A 19,969-nucleotide genomic window follows, 5' to 3' on the forward strand; every position below is an offset into this window, starting at 1 on the left:
TGGCATTGTTGCCCGCCGTGGTGAGAACTCAAGCCTAGGTCCACCCATGAGTTCGAAGCGATGGGCAGAGGTACCCATGAGCCGGTTTCAGGCTGTTTGTCGGCGCAGTGTCAAGGACGAAAACAGCAGCCCGGCTAGGACAAAACCGGCAATGACCAACAGATCCCGGACCAGCTGGGAGGTTGGATCGCCATTAGCGGCCACCTGTTGCAGCCCGTCAACGGCGTAACTGAGCGGCAGCACATTGGAGGCCGCTTCCAGAACGCTATTCATCTGGTCCCTGGCAACGAATAGTCCGCACAGCAGAATCTGCGGGATCACTACAATCGGCATGAACTGCACGGCTTGGAATTCGGTGGTGGCAAACGCCGAACACAAGAGACCCAACACCACACCCAAAACCGCTGTCAGCACCGAAATTAAGACCACCCAGCCGGCGTTGCCAGCAATCTTCATGCCAAAGATCCAGTACGCCGTTCCCGTGGCGACCAGCGCTTGGGCCGTGGCCATGATGGAAAATGCCAGGGCGTAGCCAAAGAGAAGATCGGCCTTGTGAATGGGAGTGGTCAGCAACCGTTCAAGTGTGCCTGAGGTGCGTTCGCGCAACATGGTGATGGAGGTGACGAGGAACATCACCACGAACGGGAAGATGCCCAGCATCATGAGCCCCACCCGGTCAAAAGTGCGGGGCCTGCCGGGCGCCAGCGTTTCGTTTTGGTAGAGCCAATACACCAGCGCCAACAGTACGGCAGGCACCACCAGAATCATGGCGATGCTTCGGGGATCGCCGCGAAGTTGCAGTAGAACCCGCCGGCACGTGGACCACATCAGGGAAACGTTCATGATGCCGTCTTCGCATCGGATTCTGCCGACTGAATCAGCCGCAGAAAGGCCAGTTCCAGATCTTCTGTTTCGCCGTTGTGGCGTAACTGATCCGGAGTTAACTGTGCCAGCAGCATCCCCTCGCGCAGCATTAGCAGCGAATCACAGTGGCTGGCTTCCTCCATAACGTGGCTGGAAATGATGAGCGAGGTGCCCTCGGCAGCCATGCCCACAAACTGTTCCCACAGATCCGCCCGCAACACCGGATCAAGGCCCACCGTGGGTTCATCCAACACCAGCAGCCGGGGTTTGCCCACCAAAGCACAAGCCAAGGAGACCCGGCTGAACTGTCCACCGGATAAACTGCCCGCCTTGCGCTTGGCAAATTCAGAAAGTCCGACGGCGGCCAGTACCGCCTGCGCGTCCGCTCGGCTCCCGCCGTGGACAGATCCGAAATAGCGCACGTTGTCCAGAACACTCAAGTCTTTGTAGACGCTGGCCGCCTGGGTGACGTAGCCGACGTCGTGCCTGTTCTGGGGATCTCCGGCGCGGCGGCCCAGCACGGTGACGGTCCCGGCAGTGATTTTCTGGACCCCCACCAGCGCCCGCATCAGCGTGGTTTTGCCGCTGCCGGACGGGCCGAGGAGCCCGGTGATGCGGCCTTGCGGAATATTGGCGGTGATATTAGCCAGGACTGTTGCTTTCCCGCGGTGCACCCGCAGCCCTTCAATGCTGACGCAAAGGGGGCCCGTGGTGCCAGCAGGATCGGCTGGGACCGGGACCGGGGGAAGGGCCGGCATCGCTGCTCGGTGGGACATCAGTTCCTCCTGGGCTGCCGGTTCGTGGACGTCTGACTTCAAACTAGACCCGCAGTGGTGCACTGTCCAGCGTCTATCCGCCTACCCGGGGAAGCTGCTGGGGAACGCTCGGGGGCAGCCGCCGGGAAGCCGCCAGCAAGCCAGGTGTGCAACGGGCGCGCCTGAACCGGTAGATTAGTACCTGTTCGTCCTGAATGAGGACGGCGCCCACCCACTTCAAGAAATGGAATATTTCGCGTGGCACTTCGCCTTTCCACCCTCTTTTTACGTACCCTGCGTGAAGATCCCGCAGACGCCGAGGTAGACAGCCACCGGCTGCTTCTGCGCGCCGGCTACATCCGCCGCGCGGCACCTGGCATCTACACGTGGCTCCCGTTGGGCCTGCGCGTGCTGCGCAAGGTTGAAGCCATTGTGCGTGAGGAAATGGACGCGATCGGCGCCCAGGAAGTGCACTTTCCGGCACTGCTGCCCCGTGAACCGTACGAGGCCACCAACCGCTGGCAGGAATACGGTGACAACCTGTTCCGTCTGCAGGACCGCAAGGGCGCCGACTACCTGCTGGCCCCCACACATGAGGAAATGTTCACGCTGCTGGTCAAGGACCTGTACTCCTCGTACAAGGATCTGCCGCTGAGCCTGTACCAAATCCAGAACAAGTACCGCGACGAGGCTCGGCCGCGCGCAGGACTGCTGCGTGGACGCGAATTTATCATGAAGGATTCCTACTCCTTTGACATGGACGACGCCGGACTGGACGCCAGCTACATGGCTCACCGCGGCGCCTACGTGCGTATTTTTGAGCGCCTCGGCTTGGAAATCATCCCCGTCACGGCAACTGCCGGTGCCATGGGCGGTTCCAAGAGCGAAGAGTTCTTGCACCCCATGACCGTAGGTGAAGACACCTTTGTGCGCTCACCCGGCGGTTACGCAGCAAACGTTGAAGCCGTGACCACCGTGGTCCCGGCCGAGATTGACTTCAGCAACGCGCCTGCAGCTCAGGTTCTGGACACCCCGGACACCGCAACCATCGCCACGTTGGTGGCTGCCGCCAACCAGCACGCTCCCCGCGCCGAAGGCGAATGGACGGCCGCTGACACGTTGAAGAACGTGGTTCTAGCTGTTGACCTGCCTACCGGCGAACGCCAGATCGTGGTGGTGGGCTTGCCCGGCGACCGCGATGTTGACCTCAAGCGCATCGAAGCCAACATTGGTGCACACCTGCCCATCGGCGGCGAAGTAGGCGTTGAAGCCGCTGGTGAAGCTGATCTGAAGAAGCATGCTCTGTTGGTCAAGGGTTACATCGGCCCGGGCCTGAGCCTGGACGCCGCTGTGCTCGGCACAGAAGCAGCCACCAAGATCTTGTACCTGGTTGACCCCCGCGTGGTTTCCGGAACCAGCTGGATCACCGGTGCCAACGAAGAAGGCAAGCACGTCTTTGGCCTCGTTGCCGGGCGCGACTTCAGCTGGGACGGCACCGTTGAGGCCGCGCAGGTTCGTGAAGGAGATCCCGCACCTGATGGTTCCGGCCCCCTTGAAGCTGCCCGCGGCATTGAAATGGGCCACATCTTCGCACTTGGCACCAAGTACGCCGAGTCCTTGGGCCTGAAGGTTTTGGACAAGAACGGTAAACTCTCAGTGGTCACCATGGGCTCCTACGGCATCGGCGTTACCCGCGCCGTTGCCGCTCTGGCTGAATCCAACCACGATGACAAGGGCTTGATCTGGCCCGCCCAGGTTGCTCCCGCTGATGTTCATGTTGTGGCTGTCGGCCGTGGCGATGAAATCTTCGAGGCAGCAGCCCAGCTCACCGCCGATCTCGAAGCCAAGGGACTGGACGTCATTTACGATGACCGCCCCAAGGTTTCCCCCGGTGTGAAGTTCGGCGACGCTGAGCTCATCGGTGTCCCCACCATCCTGGCAGTAGGCCGCGGACTGGTGGACGGCGTCGTGGAGATCAAGAACCGCGCCACCGGAGTTGCTGAAAACATCGCCGTTGCCGAGGCCGTGCAGTACATCCTCGACCAGCAGTAACCGTGCTCTGCGAGGGGCCGGGCCCTCAGCCCGGCCCCTTGGTCTGCGTGCCACACTTAGCTTAGGAACCCATGATCTCCGGTTTTGAGAACATCACGATGGCCACCATTTTGTTGATCATTGTGGCTGGTTTTGCTGCCGGCTGGATTGATGCCGTGGTGGGCGGGGGCGGGCTGATTCAGCTCCCGGTCATGTTGATGATCCCCGGAATCACGCCCGTGCAGGCGTTGGCCACCAACAAAATGGGGTCCATCTTCGGGACCGCTACCAGCTCCGTGACGTATTACCGGCGCGTGAAACCGGACATGCGCACAGCCCTGCCCATGGCGGGGGTGGCGCTGGTGGGTAGCGTGGGCGGTGCGGTGGTGGCCGCCAGTTTGCCCGGTTCAGTGTTCAAGCCCATCATTGTTGCTGCGCTGATTGCGGTGCTGCTGTTCACGGCGTTCAAGCCGAGCATGGGTGAGTTGACAGCCCTAAGACATTCCGGCCGCACGCACTACGTTGTCGCCGCATGCATCGGCGGGATCATCGGCTTTTACGACGGCCTGATCGGCCCGGGAACCGGATCCTTCCTCGTCATCGCCATGGTCAGCCTCATGGGCTACGCGTTCCTTGAAGCCAGCGCCAAAGCAAAAATCGTGAATCTGGCCACGAACGCCGGCGCCCTGATGTTCTTCCTCCCGCACGGCTCACTGCTCTGGGGGGTCGGCCTGATTCTGGGCGCGGCCAACATGGCTGGCGGCTACCTCGGAGCACGTACGGCCGTGAAGCAAGGCAGCAAATTCATCCGAATCGTCTTCCTCGCCGTCGTCGCCGTGCTCATCCTCAAACTGGGATTTGACGTGCTCAACGAGAATTTCCTCAACCGCTAGTTCAGATGCTCACCGAAATTTTTAGTGGAGAGCCTTGAGCTCATGCGCACCGGGCAGATCCGGCAATGTCGTGCCAGCCATGGTGCTCGCCACCCAGAGCGAGCGTTTGGCGTCGCCGCTGTGCCCCGCTTCCTCCAAATAGCTCAGCGCATTTTCCACTTCTCGGACCACGGCCCAGCCCGCCACCAAATCCTCGTCCAGCCCAGCTGATTGGGCCAGCTCTGAAGCACGACGCCGGAGCCCGGCTTCGGCGTTTCGGTGCGGCAAATCCTGCAGGCGGTTCCACAGACACGGGGCCACGGCGAATTCTGCGTCACCCACTTGGGCTTGCGGATCGATAGCCACATAGTCATCGGTTCCGGGCTTCGCCAGAATGTTCAGGTAGTGCAGATCTGTGTGGACCAATACCTCATTGCTGCTGCGGCGGGACACTGCTCCCCGGGTTTGGCAGAGCTCCAGCGCGGCTTCGAGCAGCCACCGTGGAAAGGGTTCAGCAAGATCGCTCCAACGCTGGGGGAGTTCGTCACAGTACCTTTCGGCGGTGTCTGCGATGTGCGGAAGGAGACGCCATTCGGGGCGGACGTCGGGACGAATCGCCAAATCCCGGGCTAGACTTCCCCACACCGCGATGGCCTCATCCATGGGGAGATCCAGGAGGGCGCGTGTTTGATCCAGACGTTCCAGCAACAGCGCCCCGCGTGGGGCGTCACTATCCAGTAATGCCACCGCGCCTTGACCGCCCCACAAAGTTAGAGCGAGAGGTTCTAGTGTGGACTCATCATTGGGGAAGGCGAGTTTTAGTGCCGCTTGGGTTCCATCACGGCTCAGTACTGGGACCACCACCGCCGTGTGCCCATACCAAGGCGTGGCTCCGGATGGCAGGTCAACAAGAAGCTGCCACTGTTCAAGGGACTCGTTCAGGAAACCGGGAAGATGCCCCAACCACGCCCTGCCCTCATGGCTCTGGCGGTACCTCCGCAATAGCGGCTCAGGAATCTCTAGGTTGATGCTCACAGCACTGAGCCTAGCGGCTGGCACCTAGGCCAGCCCATCGCCGTCGTACTTTTCAGTGGTGAGCACAGCCAGAACAGCGCTTACAGGGGAGCAACTGATTAGCCCACCAAGCCGCTGGAGCCTAGCAGGGTGCCGATCGCGAAGGTCGCCGCGAGGGCAAGGGCGCCGCCAAGTACCACTCGGACAGCTGCCTTGATGCGGGAGCCCCCGCCGATCATGGCACCGATCCAGCCGGTGATGCCCAGAGCCAGCAGCACGGCAGCGAAGGTCACGGGAACACTGACTGACTCAGGTGGTAGCAAGATTGCCAGCATCGGCAAGATGGCGCCCAGCGTGAAGGCGATGGCTGAAGCGAAGGCCGCATGCCAAGGGTTGGCAACGTCTTCCACATGGAGGTTGAGTTCGGCCGACAAATGTGCGCTGAGGGCATCGTGTTCGCTCAGCTCTTGGGCCACGAGGGTAGCGGTGGCGGGGGAGAGTCCCTTGTTCTGGTAGGCCTGAACCAGTTGGGCCTGGCTCTGTTCAGGCGCATGTTTGAGCGCGGCTTCGGTGGTGGCGATCATGGCTTTCTGGCTGTCGCTCTGGCTGCTGACGGAGACGTACTCACCCAAAGCCATGGAGATAGCTCCGCCCACCAGAGCTGCCATGCCGGCAGTGAGGATTGGGCCTGCGCCTTGGGTGGCTCCAGCAACACCAACGACGACGGCGGCCACGGAAACTATGCCGTCATTGGCGCCGAGCACCCCGGCCCGCAACCAATTCAGGCGCTGTGCGATTTCCCCTGTTTTAGAGAGCTCCCGGGGCAGTACCAGCTCTGGCGTTTGCTTCATGCTTCAAGCAAAGCACTGAGTGAAAATCTCCGCTAGCAAGGAAAGGATGTCCTCGCGAAGGCATGCCTGCCCTCAATTAACGGGCAGGCACTGAAGCGATTACCGGCTCTGGCGCGATGCTCGGTGCGATGCCTGGCAGTGCCTCCACTGATCCGCCCCAAAAGGTGTGTGCCTGGGTGGAGTCCAACAGCCACAAGACGGCCATCTCACGGAGATTGCTGCCGTTGAGAGGAAGTGGGGTGGCCTTGGATTCAGTGGCTACGGATTCAGGAGTAGAAGACGCCGGTGCTGCCGGCTCCGTGGTGTTGGGGCTCTGGTCTGCACCCGGAGCGGTACTCAAAGCAGCCAGCTCACCATAGATGCTGCTCAGCTGAGTTTCCAAAATGCTGAGTGCTTGCTTGGGCAAGGTGGTGAAGGTGGAGTCCAGAGTGAAGCCTGCCACGGGTTCTGCCAAGGGGAGGCAGCGAAGGCGCAACTCTGCGTTGAGGAGTTTCAGCTTTTGCCGGTGTCGGGCCAACAATGTTGTGGCCTTGCTAAATTGCGGTTCGGTGAATCGGGTGGAAGCGGCTTGGTAGGCGTAGATAGCTTTCTGCTCGGCCTCGGCGGCGGCACTCAGCGCCGAGTCTACGGTGACACCGGGGCGCGGTTCCAGCGTAGAGGTGCAGGACGGGCCCGAAGCAGAAGGGAAGTCAACTGGTGCTGGCATATGCGCTGAGGTGGGAACGGTGATCCCCGCTACGGACGCCAGCTCGGCAGACTGCAGGAGTTGGCTGGTGCCCACGGAAGCAAAAACACGGCCCATGGAATGATCGGCGCTCAATGCGTTGTTCAGTAGTGCCTCGGCGTTGGCCGAAAGTTCCTGTATAAATCCAGTGAAGGTCATCGGGGTTGGCTCTGATGCTGGCCCTGTTGCGGTGGGGGCTTCGGTGGGTAGCCCGTCACTCAGTGCTGAAGCTTGGAGTCCCAAGTTTGTAGCGGTGATGGACAACGCCTTCTGCAATTGGGGTGTGCTACTTGCATCGGCCAAATTGAGGGCCTCACCTTGCAACTTAGTAGTTGCTTCCCAGGCAGCCTGACGCTGCAACTGAGTCGGCGACTGGTCGCCAGCGTTCACCTCCGGCCCTGACAGCACCGTACCCATGGCGACCACGAGGGCTGAAATCACCACAAGAAAAAACAGTCCACGGAAGAAAGTCACGAAGCTATTGCGCTTCCTAGGTGGCTTCCCCGGGTTAGTGCGGCCCGAGTCAGGGGCTGGTTCTTCCGTGGAAGCCGAGCTTTCTGAAGTGAGGCTTCCTGAATCTGTGCCTTCTGCAACTGTCGTTGCAACGGCGGCTGAGGTGGTGTTGTTCTCGTCTTGCTGCTCGGCTAGGCGCCGTTCACGGCGCGATAAGGAGACTGGAGTTACCTCCGCAACGGCTTCAACCGTGGTGCTCGGGGTATCGCCCTCGTCCGCTGCAGCCATGCTGGGCAGTGAGTCCGATGGCGCAGGTTCAGGCTCGGACTCAGACTCAGGCTCAGGCTCAGACTCTGATTTAGGCTCGGACTCAGGCTCAGGCTCAAGTTTCGGCGCGGACTCAGGCTCGGACTCAAGTTTCGAATCCTCCGGTGATGCAACCAAGGATCCAGACGCCGGGGAAGGGGTATCGGCAGTAGCCGCGGTATCAACGGACTTTGAATCAACCGGCCTTGACTCAACAACTTCTGACTCGACGGCTTCCGCCTCGACTGGCTCCGGTTTAGCTACCGCTGACTCAGCCACTTCGAGAGGTGCAGCATCGACGGCGGGGGACTTACCGGTGTCGGAGGTGTCCTGTGCCTGAGCTGGGCGCTCAATCTCGGGAGTTACGGGAGTTACAGGGGTTGGCACCATCATGCCGTTGGCATCAATGACCAGAATGGCTGGAGTCGATGATTCCACCGAAGCTGGTGCACCAGCAGCTGCCGTGGCGCGGCGGGGAGCCTTACGGGCAGGCTTGCCAGCGGTTCCGGGGGCTCCAGTAGCTCCGGGGGTAGCGGCGTCAAGGGTGGTGTCGGGCTCAGCCGTGGGATTGGGATGGGTCACAACCGTTGATCATCTCATGACTGCCCTGTACAGTGCACACGTTTGCCCACTAGCTGCCCGACAGCCGCTAGCCATCTACCCACCAGCTGCCCCTCGGCGCTGGCCAGTTCCCGTAAGCCGGGTGTGCCGTCGCCCAATGCGTCCATACTCACACCTCTACGGTTCAGCGGAGGTGGCGGAAACTCGGTAGTCTGTATATCTACAACATCATCAATAGGGAGGCGTGCGTTTTTATGACGAAGCCGGACAGGCCCAAAATGGCCGCACGCTCAGGGAACACGCCCTCAGCCATGGACTCAATAGCTGAAGCCCAGAGGCTGCACGTGTTTCTCGCCCCCACAGTGGCTGCCGCCGGACTGTTCCTTGAAGAAGTCAAGGTTCACTTTGCTGGCACCCACCGCACAGTTTCAGTGATTGTCGACCTTGTTGACGGCGAAAGCGGCGGTGTGGGCCTTGATGCTATCTCCGCCGTTTCCCGGGTGCTTTCCGACGCCATGGATGCAGACCCCAACGATGACGGCCAAGCCTACGATTTGGAAATCTCTTCCCCTGGAGCCACCCGGCCGATCACAGAGCCGCGCCACTGGCGCCGTGCTCTTGGTCGCATGGTCAAGGTCAACGCCGTCGATCGGGAAAACTTCATGGGTCGCGTCTTAGACGTGGACGATGAGGGTGTTTTGTTCAAGCCCGAACTGCCGGTCAAAAAGGGTATGAAACCCAAGCAGGGTGAACCGGAAAAAGTATTGTTTTCGGCCATTCGCCGTGGTGTTGTGGAACTGGAATTTGCTCGCCTGGATGAGGCAGAGCTGGACTTAGAATTTGAAGCGACCGGCGGCAACGCCGTCGATGGAGAGGGAAGCTGACTATGGACATAGATATGAGTGCGCTGCGGGAGTTGGAGCGCCAAAGGGAAATCCCCGTGGATGTGCTGATCCCCACCATTGAGCAGGCGCTGCTGATGGCCTACCACAAGTCACCGGGCTGCCACGATATGGCCCGTGCCGAGATTGACCGCAAGAGCGGGCACGTCACCATTTGGGCTGCCGAGCTCGACGACGACGGCGCCGCCATTGGCGAATTCGACGACACGCCCAAGGGCTTTGGTCGCATTGCTGCCAGCACGGCACGCCAGATCATCCTGCAGCGTCTTCGCGACGCCGAGGATGACAATGTGGTCGGCGAATACCGCGGCAAAGAAGGTGAACTGGTCTCCGGTCAGATCCAGCAGGGCAACAACCCCAACATGATCCAGATCGATCTGGGTGCTGTTGAGGGTGTGCTGCCACCGAACGAGCAGGTTCCCGGCGAAAGCTACCGCCACGGAAATCGCATCCGCACGTTCGTGGTGGATGTTCACCGCGGCACCAAGGGCCCCGCAATCACCTTGTCCCGTTCACACCCGGGCCTGGTACGCAAGCTCTTTGAAATGGAAGTTCCCGAGATCGCTGATGGCACCGTAGAAATCGTTGCCTTGGCCCGTGAAGCTGGCCACCGCACCAAGATTGCCGTGCAGGCCAACAAAGCCGGCGTCAATGCCAAGGGCTCTTGCATCGGAGAGATGGGTTCGCGTGTGCGGGCCGTCATGACCGAGCTCAACGACGAGAAGATCGACATCGTCGACTTCAATGAGGATCCGGCAACTTTCATCGCCAATTCACTGTCCCCGTCGAAGGTGATTTCAGTCACCATTATTGATGAGGCTGCGCGCTCAGCACGGGTTGTGGTCCCTGATTATCAGCTGTCCTTGGCTATCGGCAAGGAAGGCCAGAATGCACGTCTGGCGGCCAAGCTCACAGGCTGGCGCATCGACATCGTCTCTGACGCGGCCGCGGTTTAGGTAAGAGGTCAGGCCGCGCGGTAGAATGAAGAGAACCGGGCCTGATTTGGCCCCGACACCCAAATAGCGTGAAGGCATAGCAGAATTGACTCAGAAAGCAGTGGCAGCGCACAGCGATGCGACTGACTCTAAGTTTGCTGTGCGGACATGCATTGGGTGCCGGAAAACTTCAGACCGGCTCCAGCTAGTGCGTCTGGTGAGGTCACGCAACACTTCTGGTGAATTGGAAGCGTTGGTTGATGTGGCTCGGCGCATGCCTGGACGGGGAGCGTGGCTGCACCCTAACCTTGAATGTTGGAACTTAGCGATCAAACGTCGCGCCGTTGGCAGGGCCCTTCCTGGGGTCACTAAACTGTCCGACGTCGAGGCATTTGCGCAACAGAATTTGCCACCTTCGGCAGAGTAAGTAAGTTACGAACCAATTGTCCCTTTTGTGAAAGCGGGTCAGAAAACCGATGGAAACCCGATGAGTACCCAGCGATGAGTGCCCAAAAATGAGCAATTTCATGTGCTCTCACGCCGCCCGTTCCGACATGGAGCGGCGCAGTAAGAATTAAGCGGTTCGTACCTGTCCGGTGCGGGCCGAGACAGGAGAAATGTGGCCAAGGCCCGCGTACACGAGCTTGCAAAAGAGCTCGGCATCACCTCAAAAGAAGCAGTAAGTAAACTGCAGGAAATGGGCGAATTCGTTCGCTCAGCATCCTCCACCATTGAGGCCCCCGTTGTGAAGAAACTTCGCGACGCATTCCCCCAGGCGGCCCCGGTTGCAGAAGCTGCCCCGGCAGCAGCACCGAAGGTGGAGGCAGCTCCCAAGGCTGACGCCCCCAAGGCATCCGCAACACCCGGAGCAGCTGTGCCCGGCCCCAAGGCCGCTGCAAAGCCCGGCGCCAAGGCAACACCGGCAGCACCTGCTGCACCTGTTGCTGAAGCTACCCCGGCAGCTCCGGCTACCCCGGCCGCTCCGGCAGCTCCGGCTCCCGTTGAGGCTGCGGCAGCAACCCCGGCACCGAAGGCCGCACCGGCTCCGAAGGCTGCAACACCCGGCGCCCCGCGCCCCGGTAACAACCCCTTCGCAACCTCACAGGGCATGCCCCGCTCCGGTGCACGCACCGAGCGTTCGGACAACCGTGGGAACGACAACCGTGGAAACGACAATCGTGGAAGCGACAACCGTGGCGAAGGCCGCGGCGGCGACAACCGCGCCCCGCGTCCCGCAGGTGCCGGTGCTCCTCGCCCCGGAAACAACCCGTTTGCACCCTCTCAGGGCATGCCCCGACCGGGTACTCCTCGCAGCACCGAAGCCGGCGCTGCAGGACCCCGTCCCGGTGGTCCCCGTCCGCCTGCAGGGGCACCCCGTCCGGGCGCTCCGCGTCCGGCAGGTGCTGCTGGTGCAGGTGGCCCCCGTCCCGGCGCTCCGCGTCCCGGTGGTCCCCGCCCCACTCCCGGCATGATGCCCAACCGCACCGAGCGCCCCGCTGCGCCCGGCCGCGGTAACGACCGTCCGGGTGCTCCCGGCCGTGGACGTCCGGGTGCTCCCGGCGCAACCCCCGGAGCAACTCCAGGCGGCGCTCCCGCCGGCGGTGGCTTCGGCAAGGGTGGTCGCGGTCGCGGTGGTACCCAGGGTGCCTTCGGTAAGGGTGGCGCAGGCCGTGGCAAGCAGCGCAAGTCGAAGCGTGCCAAGCGCCAAGAGCTAGAGCAGATGAGTGCTCCTTCACTTGGTGGCGTATCGGTTCCCCGCGGTAACGGAGAAACTGTGGTGCGTTTGCGCCGCGGTGCCTCCATCACCGACTTCGCTGACAAGATTGAGGCCAACCCGGCTGCACTGGTAACGGTGCTGTTCCACCTCGGTGAAATGGCAACTGCTACCCAGTCATTGGATGAAGACACCTTTGCACTGTTGGGTGTTGAGCTGGGCTACAAGGTCCAGGTCGTTTCCCCCGAGGACGAAGAGCGCGAACTGCTCAGCAGCTTCGACATCGACTTTGAAGCCGAGCTGGAATCAGAAGGCGACGAGGACCTCGAGGTTCGTCCTCCGGTGGTCACCGTCATGGGTCACGTTGACCATGGTAAGACCCGCCTGCTCGATGCCATCCGGAAGTCGGACGTTGTTGCCGACGAGCACGGTGGCATCACCCAGCACATCGGTGCTTACCAGATCGTGCACGAGCATGAAGGCATCGATCGCAGCATCACCTTCATTGACACCCCCGGTCACGAGGCGTTCACCGCCATGCGTGCCCGTGGTGCCAAGGTCACTGACATCGCCATCTTGGTGGTTGCAGCGGACGACGGCGTCATGCCCCAGACGGTGGAAGCGCTCAACCACGCACAGGCCGCCAATGTGCCGATCGTGGTTGCGGTGAACAAGATTGACAAGGATTCAGCCAACCCGGAGAAGATCCGTGGCCAGCTGACCGAGTACGGTCTGGTTCCGGAAGAATACGGTGGCGACACCATGTTCGTTGACGTCTCTGCACGCAACAACATCAACATCGAGGAACTCCTCGAAGCTGTGCTGTTGACCGCTGACGCCGCTCTGGACATGCGCGCCAACCCGAACAAGGACGCTCGAGGCATCGCCATCGAAGCGAACCTGGATAAGGGCCGCGGTTCCGTGGCAACTGTTCTGGTTCAGTCCGGAACCTTGCACGTCGGTGACACGATCGTTGCCGGTACCGCACACGGCCGTGTGCGTGCCATGTTCGATGAGAACGGTGACGTCATCTCTGAAGCCGGACCTTCACGTCCGGTGCAGGTTCTGGGTCTGTCCAACGTTCCCCGTGCAGGTGACACGTTCTTCGTTACAGGCGATGAGCGAACTGCCCGCCAGATCGCTGAAAAGCGTGAAGCAGCGGACCGTAACGCAGCCTTGGCTAAGCGTCGTAAGCGCATCAGCCTGGAAGACTTCGACCAGGCCGTTGCTGACGGCAAGGTTGACACCCTTAACCTCATCCTCAAGGGTGACGTGTCCGGTGCCGTTGAGGCACTGGAAGACTCGTTGCTCAAGATCGATGTTGGCGAAGGCGTGCAGCTGCGCGTCATCCACCGCGGTGTGGGTGCCATCACGCAGAACGACGTCAACTTGGCCACTGTGGATAACGCGATCATCATCGGCTTCAACGTCAAGCCTGCTGAGCGTGTTGCTGAACTGGCCGACCGTGAAGGCGTGGACATGCGCTTCTACTCGGTCATCTACGGCGCCATCGATGACATTGAGCTGGCTCTCAAGGGCATGCTCAAGCCTGAGTACGAAGAGGCTCAGTTGGGCACCGCGGAAATCCGCGAAGTGTTCAGCTCCTCCAAGCACGGCAACATCGCCGGCTCGATCGTACGTTCCGGTATCATCCGCCGTAACTCCAAGGCCCGTGTGCTCCGTGACGGCAAGATCATCGGTGACAACCTCACCATTGACTCGCTCAAGCGTTTCAAGGATGACGCAACCGAAGTCCGGACAGACTTCGAGTGTGGTATCGGTTTGGGATCGTTCAACGATCTGCAGCCCGAGGACATCATCCAGACGTTCGAAATGCGCGAGAAGCCCCGCGTCTAACACTGCATAGCCGGTTGGGTGTCCACTTGGGCACCCAACCGGCTTTGTTTTCCCTAAGATGGTTTCACGACCGTCTCACGTCTTAGAAGTTTGAAGGAGAACATCATGGCTGATTCAGCCCGCGCGTCCAAGTTGGCGCAGCGCATCAAGGTTGTGGTGGCCGAGGGTCTTCGCTCCAGGGTCAAGGACCCCCGTGTCGAGGGCATCACTGTCACAGATGCACGCGTCACCAACGATCTTCAGCACGCCACCATTTACTACACGGTTTTCGGTGACGAGACCGCAAGCTCCGAAGCCAAGATCGGTTTGGAGCGCGCCAAGGGCGTGCTGCGTGCCGAGGTCGGCAAGAACATCACCGTGCGCCTGACGCCCACGTTGGAGTTCATTGCCGATGTCATCCCCGAGAACGCCTCCAATCTGGAAGCGCTCCTGCGGGTAGCCAAGGAACGCGACGCGAAGCTTGCGGAGATCTCCGCCAACGCGGAGTTCGCTGGCGAAGCTGATCCGTACAAGAAGGATGAGGAAGAAGAAGACGCTTAGTCTTCGCTCTCTCCACATTTTTTAGGCACGACGGCGGCCGGTCACCTTTGTAGAAAAGGTGACCGGCCGCCGTCGTACTTTATTCTCTTTGCGCTACTGACTGCGCCATTCTAGTGACTACGCTGCCTAGCGCAGGCGCATGGTGACCAGGCTGCCCCCTGTCTCTGCCAAAGCGTTGGTCACCGCCGCGAGTGTCTTCCCGCTGATCGCCACATCGGAGACCATCGGGGCTGGGAGCACGGTAGTCACCTTTCCGTTCCTAATAACGCTCACGCCGTCGCCCATGAGCTGGGCCACGTAGACGTTGTTGTTGCGGTCAACGGCGATGCCTGTGGGTGCGGAGAGGTTCTGCGCGAGCAGCTGGGTCTTTCCGCTGTGCAGATTCATCCGGTAGGCCTTGCCAACGCCTAGGGACTCGCCGGGCACTCCTGGCAGCACGGTGTAGTACAGCCACTGGCCACTGATTTCAATATCAGTGGGCACGGCTTGGGCGTAGTATTTCAGGCCCATCATGCAGTCCGGAACCACCATGCCCACCTCGGCAGCAACGGCCACTACAGCGGCATCGATGGTGATGGGCTCGGCAGGCACCGCCTTGACGAGCTTGACATTGCCGCGCTTGTTCACAAACAAGATGGCGTTGGCTCCGGCATCGCCCACATACACGCCATTATTAGCCGGTGCTGAGGAATACGGGTGCGAGAACAGTTCACCCAGCGACTGCATGTACGGGGCCTGGCTCAGACATTCGGGAGCGGCGTCACGAACACCGTAAACGGTGTTGCCGTCTGGATTGTGAGTTCCTTCAAAGACGCTCAGGTCCACAATCTGGGTGCTATTGCCCCGTTTGTCGAGCTTCATCAGTCGGGCTGGCAGCAATTCTCCGCCAGGTTCAGGGCCGGCACCTTGATCGTTGTTGAAGTAGTAGGTGGTTCCATCGCCGTAGGACACACCAGCAATTTCTTGTCCCGGGGCGCTGACCAGAACACTCTTGACACCCTTGGCGGAGATACTGCTGAGTTGACCGGCAAAGGATTCAGCTACCAAGTAACTGTCGCGTGGGCCGAAAGCCACCCTGAGGGGACTGATCAGCTGGGAAGCCACCTCGTTGACGGGGGAGGGGTGGCGGTTCCCATGGCCTGAGCCGTGGTGTCCGCCAGAATGGTTTCCAGAATTGTTGCCGGGGTAGTGGCCGGAGTTATTTCCGGAGTGGGCCAGAGCAGGCCCGGCAGTCATGGATATGGCAAAAACGCATGCGGCTGCAACAGCCACAAATCTTGACCTCATAATTAACCCTTGGAAAGGGCCCTGTGATGAAGGGCTGGGGAAAAAACTGGTGCCGTGGCCATGAAGAAGTCATGAATCCACAACATGCCTGCCTTCTCAGGCGAACAGGATCTTTGCCCCCAGCGTCATCATTCCGCGTGGCTCGTCGGGTCACCGTGGACCAACAATGAGTGTCTCAACCCTAGATCTCCCGCTCTGACACGGTCAACAAACAGTTTTTGCTGTCCTGCACCAACGGTAAACAACAAAGGGCGCCTCCCGCGGGGGAAACGCCCTTTACTCAAGTTGTTCGAACTGGAATAGCTGAACAAGCCGCGATGGCTTGAGGAGCTGCTACTTGCCCCAGGTGATGGGGTTTTTGTTGTACTCGTTATCGGAGTACTTCTCGTAGCTGTAGGAAGAGCTGGAGTAGCTGGCCGAGGTTACGGCGTCACCGGAGGGTGCCAAGAACACGCTGCAGGAGCTCTTGGTGGAACCGACCACGTAGCTGAAGGTGTCATCCTTGCCTTCGGTCTCAAAGGAGCCGGACTTGCAGTCGCCCAATGTACCGAACACGATGAGCTTCTGGGCCTTGGTGCCGTCCTTGAGGTGGGCATCCAGGTACGCATCCGACATGCCCGCGGAAGGCTTGGACAGTGAGGTCAGCTTGGATTCGAAGAACACGTAGTAAGGAGTCTGGCCGGCAAACTTCGCGGCGCCTTCCAACTTGGCCAAGTCAGCAGGATCGCCAGGGACGATCTTGGTGACGGTGGTGTCAAAGGTGGCTTCCTTGTACTTCTCGTCGCCCTGCTTGCCCGAGTTGCTGCGAGTCTTGGCGATTTCGCCGAATTTCAGTGCGGTTCCGGGAGGGGTGAGCTCGCCGGCGGCAACAGGTTCCTTCGCGGCTTCCGAGGTAGCTTCCTTGCTGGGCTCGGCGGACGCTTCAGCGGACTCCGTCTTCTTAGAGTCGTCGCCGCCGCGCTCGGCGATAGCGGCGTCCTTGGCAGATGATCCCGAGCTTTGCTGGGCGCTGCTCTCCACCGGCTCCTGCGGAGTGTCATTGCCGCCGCCGAGGCAACCCGTCAGGGCCATCATCAAAGCCGCGCTGACGCCCAGGGCTGTGATGGATCGTTTGTACATGCTCGAGGCGTGCTTGGCCATGATTCTCCGTCTTAAAAAGTGTAAGAGTGATGTGCTGCGTAATTACTAATGCGAATTACTACTGCGAATAGCGTATCCACAAGGGCACGGTCCCCGCGATGGGGACAACTCACCATGCGGGGCTACCACCACGGCGGAGGGCGCAGAGCGGATATACTTCAAAGCGTGCTTTCTGGACTGGTAATTGTAGATAAACCGCAGGGATGGACCAGCCACGATGTGGTTGGCCGGATGCGAAGGCTCGCAGGGACCCGAAAAGTAGGTCATGCGGGCACCTTAGACCCTATGGCTACGGGAGTTTTGGTGGTGGGCGTCAACAAAGCCACCCGCCTGCTGACGTACATCGTAGGAACCTCCAAAACGTACGAGGCCACCATCCGGCTCGGTGTCGCCACAGTCACCGACGACGCCGAGGGTGAGGTTACTCACACCATCTCCGCTCATGGGGTCACTGATGAAGCCATCGAGGCGGGCATTGCACCACTGCGCGGACCCATTGAACAAGTTCCCAGCAGCGTCAGTGCCATCAAGGTCAACGGCGAGCGGGCCTATGCTCGGGTGCGCTCAGGAGAAGACGTCAAGCTGGCCGCCCGCCCCGTCACCATTCACGAATTCAAGGTCCTAGAGATCCGCCGCGGCACCCATGAGACGGACGACGGCGTTGCTTGGGTTGACGTCGATGTCACCGTGAGCTGCTCCTCGGGTACCTATATCCGCGCCTTGGCTAGGGACCTGGGCAATGGCCTCGGAGTAGGTGGTCACCTGACGGCGTTACGGCGCAGCAGTGTGGGCCCGTACACCTTGGACCAGGCCCGGACTGTGGAGGAGCTGGCGGAGGACTTGCGCATCCTGGACATTGCCGACGCCGCCAGGGCTCTCATGCCCGTCCGTGAACTCACAGCCGATGAAGCCATCGAGCTGTCCTTTGGCAGGCGCATCCCTGCCAGTGCCGATGGCCTCCACACCGTCGCCGCACCGGCGGCCGCCTTCGCACCCGATGGCACCTTGATTGCTTTGCTGGCGGACGCCGGCAAATATGCCAAGCCTGTTCTAGTCTTCCCGCCGGACCCAGCACCTGAATCGTCTTCGGAGCTGAACAAATGACTCTGGACCCCTGGCTGATTAGTGGCATGGTGGTGGGCCTGGCCTCCACCATCGTGTGCATCGTTGCTGCGGTGATGAAAAAGAAACCGAACGATGTCACGTTGCTGGCTCTGGCCGCCGTCGAACTTTTCATTATTATTTACGCCATCGCAGCAGCTATCCGCCTGTTCAGCGGGGAGACGCTGGCCGGTGCAGGGTGGGAGTTCTGGGGCTACGTCTTCACGGTGGCCATGCTGCCGGTGGCCGCCTTCTATTGGGCCATGGTGGAGCGCACCCATTGGTCGAACTACGTTATGGGCGCCGTGGGCATCACCTCGGTGGTCATGCTGGCCCGCATGGGACAGATCTGGTACGGGACCTCCGTACCCGCGCAAGCGCTTAACCCCCTCTTAGGACTATGAATATGCGCCTCACCGGCAAGACCACCAAGGCCGGCACTGCCACGAGTGCTGAACAGATTCCGCACGGCCGAACCTCTGGTCCTGGCCGACTGCTGATCGCTGTGTACGGAATTTTTGCTCTGTCGGCAACGGCCCGGGCAAGCTTTCAGATCGCCACGGCTTTTGACGAGGCACCGTTGGCTTACTCGCTCTCCGCGTTTGCTGCCGTGGTGTACATCGTGGCGACTATTTCCTTGGCTAAGCCGGGTGCCACCTGGGCCAAGGTTGCCACGATCGCCATCTGTATTGAATTGATCGGTGTGCTGGTGGTGGGTGCCTTGAGTTTCTTGGACCCAGCCGACTTTGAGCATGCCAGTGTCTGGAGCAAGTTTGGCCAGGGCTACGGCTACATCCCGCTGTTGCTGCCCATCATCGGGCTAATCTGGCTCTACCGTAACCGCGAAGTGAAGTGAGCTCACACAAAAGCGTGGCTACCAACCCCGTCCTAAGTGATGGCGTTACTACACTGCGCCGTTTTAGTGCCGCGGATGCTGACGCTTTTGCGGCGATCCACCGGGATCCGCTAAACATTGCGTGGACCGGATCTGTGGCCAGTATGGATCATGCAGCGGCCCTAGGTTTCATTGAGGGGCACATTGCGGACGGCTGGCAAGCCGGCACCAACTTGCGCTTCGCCATCGTTGAGGTTCTTCGCGGTACCCCTGAGGTGGTGGGGACATTGAGACTGCAGGACATCTTTTCCACTGAGCTTGGAGGATCGGCCCATGTCGGCATCAAGATGTTGCCAACAGGCCGTGGCACCGGAGCTGCGCAGCGAGCCATGGAGTTGTTGTGTGGCTACGCCTTCGGAAATCTGGGGCTGAGCCACCTGCATTGGGCCTGCACAGCAGGGAACCGGGGGAGCACCTCCTTGGCGCTCCGCAGCGGATTCACCTTGGCGGCCCAGATCCCCGGCTACGGTCAGGTAGGCGGCGAAGTAGCCGACGGCTTGGTCTACACCCAGAGCGCTGAGTCCTGGAACAAGCGTGAGCTGCGCCTAGAACCAGTGGTCCCTGTGCTCAGTGGCGAGAAAGTTCTCCTGCGTGCCCTGACGCTGGCCGATGCGCCGGCGCTGGTGGAGAACTGCCGAGACCTTGAAGCGGTTCGGTGGACAACGGTACCGCTGAACTATTCCCTAGAGCACGCCGAATACTTCATCAAGAACATCACCGTCGATGGTTGGCGTCAGGGCCATACGCTGACCTTTGCTGTGGCGGACGCGGTCACAGACCAGCTACTTGGCACCGTTGATTTGCAATGTAAGAACCCCGGCGTGGCCTCGATCGGTATTAATATGGGCGCCCCGGCCCGAGGCGGCGGTGCTTCAGAAGCGGCCGTACGTCTACTCCTTGAGTACGCTTTCGATCAGCTCAATCTCAGCTTTGTCCACTGGCACGCCATGGTGCCGAACTGGGCCAGCCGCAAGCTGGCCTGGAAGCTGGGTTTCACCTTTGATGGGGAACTCCGCGGCGCCTATAACGATCGTGGCACGCCGGCAGATAGCTGGGTGCTCTCGCTAGCAGCGGGGGATCCGCAGACACCCCAACAACCGTGGACCGGAGCAGTAGCTGCTAAAGGGTAATCTTGAAGTTGCTTGAGACATCTGTGATTGATTCGCG

18 protein-coding genes are annotated in these 19,969 nt (G+C 60.6%); 11 read left to right on the forward strand and 7 right to left on the reverse strand.

The genetic code is table 11. From position 1 onward, the window contains the following. Positions 1-87 precede the first annotated feature (87 nt). A complete protein-coding gene (locus tag AB0O97_RS01065; protein ID WP_363878987.1) occupies positions 88-843 on the reverse strand; it encodes an ABC transporter permease in 756 nt (251 codons plus the stop codon). Next, positions 840-1,640, reverse strand: a complete 801-nt coding sequence (locus tag AB0O97_RS01070) for an ABC transporter ATP-binding protein (RefSeq protein ID WP_363878990.1) — start codon at positions 1,638-1,640, stop codon at positions 840-842. The genes AB0O97_RS01065 and AB0O97_RS01070 overlap by 4 nt, the downstream gene beginning before the upstream one ends. A gap of 237 nt (positions 1,641-1,877) precedes the next feature. On the opposite strand from AB0O97_RS01070, the gene AB0O97_RS01075 reads away from it, so the two are divergent. Together AB0O97_RS01075 and AB0O97_RS01080 are read left to right on the forward strand one after the other, a co-directional pair. After that, complete coding sequence (locus tag AB0O97_RS01075; protein ID WP_363836514.1) at positions 1,878-3,671, forward strand: proline--tRNA ligase; 1,794 nt, start codon at positions 1,878-1,880, stop codon at positions 3,669-3,671. A 71-nt stretch (positions 3,672-3,742) separates the two neighbouring features. After that, positions 3,743-4,543 (forward strand): TSUP family transporter, encoded by an 801-nt coding sequence (locus AB0O97_RS01080; RefSeq protein ID WP_363836512.1) that lies wholly within the window; start codon positions 3,743-3,745, stop codon positions 4,541-4,543. Between the two features lie 21 nt (positions 4,544-4,564). On the opposite strand, the gene AB0O97_RS01085 is transcribed toward AB0O97_RS01080, so the two are convergent. The 3 genes from AB0O97_RS01085 to AB0O97_RS01095 form a co-directional block, all read right to left on the reverse strand. Beyond that, positions 4,565-5,557, reverse strand: coding sequence for an aminoglycoside phosphotransferase family protein (locus AB0O97_RS01085; protein ID WP_363836510.1), 993 nt, complete (start codon positions 5,555-5,557; stop codon positions 4,565-4,567). 98 nt (positions 5,558-5,655) lie between these two features. Beyond that, positions 5,656-6,387 carry a VIT family protein gene (locus AB0O97_RS01090; RefSeq protein WP_363836508.1) on the reverse strand — a complete coding sequence of 244 codons (732 nt, stop codon included), beginning with the start codon at positions 6,385-6,387 and terminating at the stop codon, positions 5,656-5,658. A gap of 76 nt (positions 6,388-6,463) precedes the next feature. Next, positions 6,464-8,452: a DUF4439 domain-containing protein gene (locus AB0O97_RS01095; RefSeq protein ID WP_363878993.1), complete on the reverse strand. Its 1,989-nt coding sequence runs from the start codon at positions 8,450-8,452 to the stop codon at positions 6,464-6,466. Between the two features lie 290 nt (positions 8,453-8,742). Between AB0O97_RS01095 and AB0O97_RS01100 the strand changes: the two genes are divergently transcribed. From AB0O97_RS01100 to rbfA, 5 genes are all read left to right on the forward strand, one after another. After that, on the forward strand, positions 8,743-9,315 hold the full coding sequence (locus tag AB0O97_RS01100; protein ID WP_363836505.1) for a ribosome maturation factor RimP: 573 nt from the start codon (positions 8,743-8,745) through the stop codon (positions 9,313-9,315). 2 nt (positions 9,316-9,317) lie between these two features. After that, positions 9,318-10,289: a transcription termination factor NusA gene (nusA, locus tag AB0O97_RS01105; protein ID WP_363836503.1), complete on the forward strand. Its 972-nt coding sequence runs from the start codon at positions 9,318-9,320 to the stop codon at positions 10,287-10,289. A gap of 139 nt (positions 10,290-10,428) precedes the next feature. Then, entirely contained in the window at positions 10,429-10,695 is a 267-nt protein-coding gene (locus AB0O97_RS01110) for a YlxR family protein (protein WP_363879104.1), read from the forward strand. Between the two features lie 192 nt (positions 10,696-10,887). Further along, on the forward strand, positions 10,888-13,839 hold the full coding sequence (gene infB / locus AB0O97_RS01115) for a translation initiation factor IF-2 (RefSeq protein WP_363878996.1): 2,952 nt from the start codon (positions 10,888-10,890) through the stop codon (positions 13,837-13,839). 105 nt (positions 13,840-13,944) lie between these two features. Next, complete coding sequence (gene rbfA, locus AB0O97_RS01120) at positions 13,945-14,379, forward strand: 30S ribosome-binding factor RbfA (RefSeq protein ID WP_363836500.1); 435 nt, start codon at positions 13,945-13,947, stop codon at positions 14,377-14,379. A gap of 126 nt (positions 14,380-14,505) precedes the next feature. On the opposite strand, the gene AB0O97_RS01125 is transcribed toward rbfA, so the two are convergent. Then, on the reverse strand, positions 14,506-15,666 hold the full coding sequence (locus AB0O97_RS01125) for a ScyD/ScyE family protein (RefSeq protein WP_363836499.1): 1,161 nt from the start codon (positions 15,664-15,666) through the stop codon (positions 14,506-14,508). Between the two features lie 333 nt (positions 15,667-15,999). Then, positions 16,000-16,806, reverse strand: a complete 807-nt coding sequence (locus tag AB0O97_RS01130) for a hypothetical protein (protein ID WP_363836497.1) — start codon at positions 16,804-16,806, stop codon at positions 16,000-16,002. 165 nt (positions 16,807-16,971) lie between these two features. On the opposite strand from AB0O97_RS01130, the gene truB reads away from it, so the two are divergent. Genes truB through AB0O97_RS01150 form a run of 4 tightly spaced genes read left to right on the forward strand, consistent with a single transcriptional unit; the run spans position 16,972 to position 19,932 of the window. Continuing rightward, positions 16,972-17,910 carry a tRNA pseudouridine(55) synthase TruB gene (truB, locus tag AB0O97_RS01135; protein ID WP_363836496.1) on the forward strand — a complete coding sequence of 313 codons (939 nt, stop codon included), beginning with the start codon at positions 16,972-16,974 and terminating at the stop codon, positions 17,908-17,910. Continuing rightward, a complete protein-coding gene (locus tag AB0O97_RS01140; protein WP_363836495.1) occupies positions 17,907-18,311 on the forward strand; it encodes a hypothetical protein in 405 nt (134 codons plus the stop codon). Before truB ends, AB0O97_RS01140 begins: the two co-directional genes overlap by 4 nt. A gap of 2 nt (positions 18,312-18,313) precedes the next feature. Further along, positions 18,314-18,763 carry a hypothetical protein gene (locus AB0O97_RS01145; protein WP_363838090.1) on the forward strand — a complete coding sequence of 150 codons (450 nt, stop codon included), beginning with the start codon at positions 18,314-18,316 and terminating at the stop codon, positions 18,761-18,763. A gap of 14 nt (positions 18,764-18,777) precedes the next feature. Then, positions 18,778-19,932 (forward strand): GNAT family protein, encoded by a 1,155-nt coding sequence (locus AB0O97_RS01150; protein ID WP_363878999.1) that lies wholly within the window; start codon positions 18,778-18,780, stop codon positions 19,930-19,932. Positions 19,933-19,969: the final 37 nt, after the last annotated feature.

The sequence above is a fragment of the Specibacter sp. NPDC078692 genome (assembly GCF_040686835.1).
GTDB lineage: Bacteria > Actinomycetota > Actinomycetes > Actinomycetales > Micrococcaceae > Specibacter.

What these genes read in the sequence shown, in the direction of transcription:
- AB0O97_RS01130 (WP_363836497.1), bottom strand. Translation starts at nt 16,806, where the DNA reads ATGGCCAAGCACGCCTCGAGCATGTACAAACGATCCATCACAGCCCTG.
- nusA (WP_363836503.1), top strand. Translation starts at nt 9,318, where the DNA reads ATGGACATAGATATGAGTGCGCTGCGGGAGTTGGAGCGCCAAAGGGAA.
- AB0O97_RS01125 (WP_363836499.1), bottom strand. Translation starts at nt 15,666, where the DNA reads ATGAGGTCAAGATTTGTGGCTGTTGCAGCCGCATGCGTTTTTGCCATA.
- AB0O97_RS01080 (WP_363836512.1), top strand. Translation starts at nt 3,743, where the DNA reads ATGATCTCCGGTTTTGAGAACATCACGATGGCCACCATTTTGTTGATC.
- AB0O97_RS01090 (WP_363836508.1), bottom strand. Translation starts at nt 6,387, where the DNA reads ATGAAGCAAACGCCAGAGCTGGTACTGCCCCGGGAGCTCTCTAAAACA.
- AB0O97_RS01145 (WP_363838090.1), top strand. Translation starts at nt 18,314, where the DNA reads ATGCGCCTCACCGGCAAGACCACCAAGGCCGGCACTGCCACGAGTGCT.
- AB0O97_RS01065 (WP_363878987.1), bottom strand. Translation starts at nt 843, where the DNA reads ATGAACGTTTCCCTGATGTGGTCCACGTGCCGGCGGGTTCTACTGCAA.
- AB0O97_RS01140 (WP_363836495.1), top strand. Translation starts at nt 17,907, where the DNA reads ATGACTCTGGACCCCTGGCTGATTAGTGGCATGGTGGTGGGCCTGGCC.
- AB0O97_RS01100 (WP_363836505.1), top strand. Translation starts at nt 8,743, where the DNA reads ATGGACTCAATAGCTGAAGCCCAGAGGCTGCACGTGTTTCTCGCCCCC.
- rbfA (WP_363836500.1), top strand. Translation starts at nt 13,945, where the DNA reads ATGGCTGATTCAGCCCGCGCGTCCAAGTTGGCGCAGCGCATCAAGGTT.
- AB0O97_RS01070 (WP_363878990.1), bottom strand. Translation starts at nt 1,640, where the DNA reads ATGTCCCACCGAGCAGCGATGCCGGCCCTTCCCCCGGTCCCGGTCCCA.